This is a genomic window from Streptomyces qinglanensis (assembly GCF_900111245.1).
Taxonomy (GTDB): domain Bacteria; phylum Actinomycetota; class Actinomycetes; order Streptomycetales; family Streptomycetaceae; genus Streptomyces; species Streptomyces qinglanensis.
The window spans coordinates 1-3,848 of record NZ_FOGO01000031.1 but is presented as its reverse complement, the minus strand read 5'-3'; the positions used below and the strand labels follow the sequence as shown (position 1 = coordinate 3,848).

Annotated in this window: 1 protein-coding gene and 2 pseudogenes; 1 reads left to right on the top strand and 2 read right to left on the bottom strand. The window is 68.0% G+C overall.

Features of this window, described 5'->3' with window-relative positions; genetic code table 11:
• Positions 1 to 1,118: 1,118 nt before the first annotated feature.
• On the bottom strand, positions 1,119 to 2,153 hold the full coding sequence (locus BMX65_RS31095) for a hypothetical protein (protein WP_143081909.1): 1,035 nt from the start codon (positions 2,151 to 2,153) through the stop codon (positions 1,119 to 1,121).
• Positions 2,154 to 2,502: 349 nt separating this feature from the next.
• Between BMX65_RS31095 and BMX65_RS33210 the strand changes: the two are divergent.
• A pseudogene (locus BMX65_RS33210) lies at positions 2,503 to 3,178 on the top strand (IS701 family transposase); the annotation flags it as partial.
• A 147-nt stretch (positions 3,179 to 3,325) separates the two neighbouring features.
• Here BMX65_RS33210 and BMX65_RS31085 read toward each other — a convergent pair.
• Positions 3,326 to 3,741 (bottom strand): annotated as a pseudogene (locus BMX65_RS31085) (transposase); the annotation flags it as partial.
• Positions 3,742 to 3,848 lie beyond the last annotated feature (107 nt).

The window sequence follows — 3,848 nt, the reverse complement described above, 5'->3', positions numbered from 1 at the left end:
CCCCCCCCCGAATACGCGTGGGGCCCGCCGCCGCGGGCCTGGAAGAACATAGCGGAGGGCTCAGCACGGGGCGCGATGGGAGTCGCGCTCTTCCGACCCGCGGCTCCTGGACCAGCCAAACTGCTCAGGCGATCTCCCCACTCATCGTGTGATCTTGCCCGGCGTGTCGAACTGGGATCGGTGGTTGTGGAGAGCCTGCGTGCGCAAGTCCGGCCTGGTCGGGGGCCTGGATGCTCACGCGGGAGAAAGACGTGGATGCTCACGCACTGCGTCGTCGGGTTGGACGATCTCAGCGATCGCGCGACATCTGGGACGTGATCGCAAGACGAGCGCTCACCCGAACGGCGATCAGGTCCCTGCCCAACGATGTCAGAGCCCGGACGCCTTCGTGCCCTTCCGCAGTCCTGCCGGCAGCGGCTCGTCGATGATCCGCACTTGCGGGCCTCGACCCTGTTCGACTCGGACCGGGCCCCTGCAAGGACAAGGCCGGCAGACCACCCTCCGAGGCGCGCGGGCCGAGGCCGATCGGCTGCGGACTGTTCCCTCACCGAAGGAGGTGAACACGGAGTGAGTACGTCCCCGATGCAGTGAGCGAAGCGCGCCGCTTCCAGCAGTTGCGAGGCCACCTGTCCTATCTCAGACTCAACGACGCGGCCGAAGCACTCAGCCGGCTGCTGGACCGGGCCAGCACCGAACGGAGGATGTCGCTGACTGCCTGCGCTGGAACGGCTCCTGGAGATCGAGCTCGAGGCCACCGAAGCCCGTCTCCACGGGCGCGGAGGTGTTCTTCAGTCGGTGGCCGTGCCCGTTGAGGGGAATCACTTCGCGGTGGTGGATGAGTCTGTCGAGGTGGTACCTCGTTGCCGAAGGTCTGTTCGCGATGTGGCGGGCGGCCTGCTGTGGTTCCAGGGGCTTGAGGACTGGATGTTCTCGTCCCACGGATGATCGCGCGCGGTGGCTGGTGTCGTCGCGGGGCTTGTGTGGTTCAGCCTGTGGCTTCCGCGACTGCCCGAACAATGGAGGGACGTTGCCCATCAGCTTCGCTGTTCCCCGTCGGCCGCTTCAGGGGTCGGGGCGGCGACGGAGTGCATGAGGGCAGGGTTGGCAGGGTTCCTTGATCAGCCCGCTGTGGGGCGGTTCGCCTTGGCGGCGGCATGCGTGGCTGCACGCGCTCGGTGAACTCGTATGAGCAGGCTGAGTATCGCGATGCCGGCATCCATGGCGATCCCGTGCTCGACGACGGCGATTGCCGGATGCTCGAGGGGCTCGTAGTCACCGGGGCGCAGCACGGCCCAGACGAATTTCCAGGAGCTCCAGGCGAACAGCGCCCCTGAGGCGATGAATCCGGTCGTCATGGGCAGCCACAGGGGCAGTCGGTCTCCGGCGTTGCCTGCAAGCACCCGCAGGCTCCAGCCGCCGAGCAGTGCCCAGAGCGCGCCGTTTCCGAGCAGCAGACGGCTGTTGAGATCCCGGGCGTGGAAGGCGGTGTTGAGGCCGAGCGTTCCCCCCGACGCCCAGAACAGCCACAGCACGGCCAGGACCGCGGTCGCCACGGGCACCAGCAGCGGGCGCCGTCTAGGAGGTGTTCCCGAGAGCCCGTCCCCGGCCCGGCCCACAAAGGCGTGTGGCCAGCGCTCCCGCAGGTAGACCGGGAGAGCGATGGCGAGTCCCACTGCCATCCCCGCGAAGCCCACGGAGATGAAGACCGTCTCCCACGCAGGTATCCCGCCGCCGTCTCCGCCGGCCTCCGAGCCGTCCTCGTTGCCCAGGGGCACCCCGACGGCACCGAGCACCGCAGCGACGATTCCGTATGGGAGCAGCGACACCAGGAAGCCACTCCCCATCCATGAGAAGAACAACACCGGTGCCGCGGGGAGCCGCTTCCCCCATTGCTGTGCCAGCGCCAGCCCCAGCGCGATGCCGGTCGTGGCCATGACCACCGTGACCGCGTTCAGCATGACCCATGCGGCTGTGCTGCCGTCGGACTCCCCTGGCCCGTCACCGAAGAGCGCGACGGTCACCCAGATGACCTTGACCACCAGGTAGAGCGACAGCGTTCCGGCGGCCGCCAACCCTGCAGCCCTGCGCGCAATGGTCCATCCCCGCCCCGGCGCCGCACCGGCCGGCGCCAGGCCCTCTCGCTTGATCTTCATACTCGGAAGTCTTCCGGCCCCGTCAGCGCGCCGCTTCGCCCGCCGGACCAACCCGCCTCCCTCGCCCGGGGGAGCCTGCACACCTGTCCATCCTCTTCGGGTCTGGTGCCGAGGTCGGACAGGGCGACCTGTCCGATGCCCAGAGGCAGTAGCGGCAGGCCCGCGACGCGGATACGGCCGCCGGGCGCGCCTCACGGACGAAGCCGCACCGCTGGAACGAGACAGCGTGGGCGAAGCCGTGGAACTCCAGCAAAACCACCAAGTACCGAGCTTGAGCAAGTTGCGCGTGTACGCCTGTCGCGAGGCATCGACGAGAAGATGACAGAAGACGGATTGGCACCGCCTAACCAACGCCCACTTCCGGGCCGGCCTGGCAGAGCGGGAGATCGACTACATGCTGGCCGTCCGCGTGGACGTGACCGCCCACCCGTTCGACGCCCAGCCGACAGCCCCTGACCGCAAGGGCCCCGTCGGATGCTGGCCCCAGCCCCGCTATCGTCACCCCGCACCCTCAGTGGCAGCCCTGGCCGTCGGCCTCGGGCAGGAGGCGTTCACCTCCCTCGCCTGGCTGCAGGGCTCGCGCGGCCCGTTACGTTCCCGCTTCGCCACCGTGCGTGTCCGCCCCGCCCGGCCGGCAAGGCCGTCGAGCGTCCGATCCGGGCCGCCGCCTCGGCCGGACAGGGCTGGTGGGACGGCATCCTGCCCGACTGCTGGCTCCTGGTCGAATGGCCCGAGGACGCCGAGGCGCCCACCGACTACTGGCTGTCCAGCCTGCCGGCCGGCACCCCGATCGCCGAGCTGGTCCGTCTGGCCAAGGTCCGCTGGCGCATCGAGCACGACTACGCGAACTCAAGCACGGCCTGGGCCTGAACCACTTCGAAGGCCGGTCCTGGCCCGGCTGGCACCACCACGTCACCCTCGTGACCGCGGCCCACGCGTTTCTGACCGAACAGCGCCTGGCCCCAAAAGCACCTGGACCGCACTCACCCTTTACCAGATCCTCGATGCCCTCCAGGACATCCTGAGGTGCTGGACCGGCACCTGCACCACCTGCCACCAACCCCTCCCCAGCAGGAGCACAACACCTAGATCAAGACGGACCTAACGGAGTCCTACTAGAGGTTGTCCCGTAAATGATCTGAGGCATGCGGGCTGTCCTGCTCGTTTGCCTGTCATCCGGTGAGGGTGAGGTTGTGCAGGCGTGCGATGCCGAGCATGGCGTGGTGGACGCCTTCGTCTTTGAGTCGGCAGTCGCGCAGGATCTTCCAGTTCTTCATGTGGGCGAAGGTGTGCTCCACGCGGGCGCGGACCTTGCGGTGGGAGGCGTTGTGCTCCTGCTTCCAGGCCGACAGTTGTTCATTCTTGTGCCGGCGGTAGTGCGGGATGGTCAGTCCGGTGCCGCGACAGCCGCCGTCGGCGATCACGGTGGGGGTGGTGCCGACGGTGATGACCAAGCGGGTGTCGGCAGTCGATGACGACCTGGTTGTTGGTGGAGCAGCGGTAGTTTTTGCCGGAGGCGGCCACGGTCGTCGCGGGTGGGGACCAGGGGGCCGTCCACGATGAGGACGGTGTCCTTGCGAAACCGCCTTTCGCTGTCGTCCTGTTGTTCTGTCGTCCTGTTGTTGTGTTGTTGTGTGGGTTGTCGGTCCGGGGGAGGGTCTGGCTCGGGTGTGGGTTGGGCTGGCTGTTGTGTTC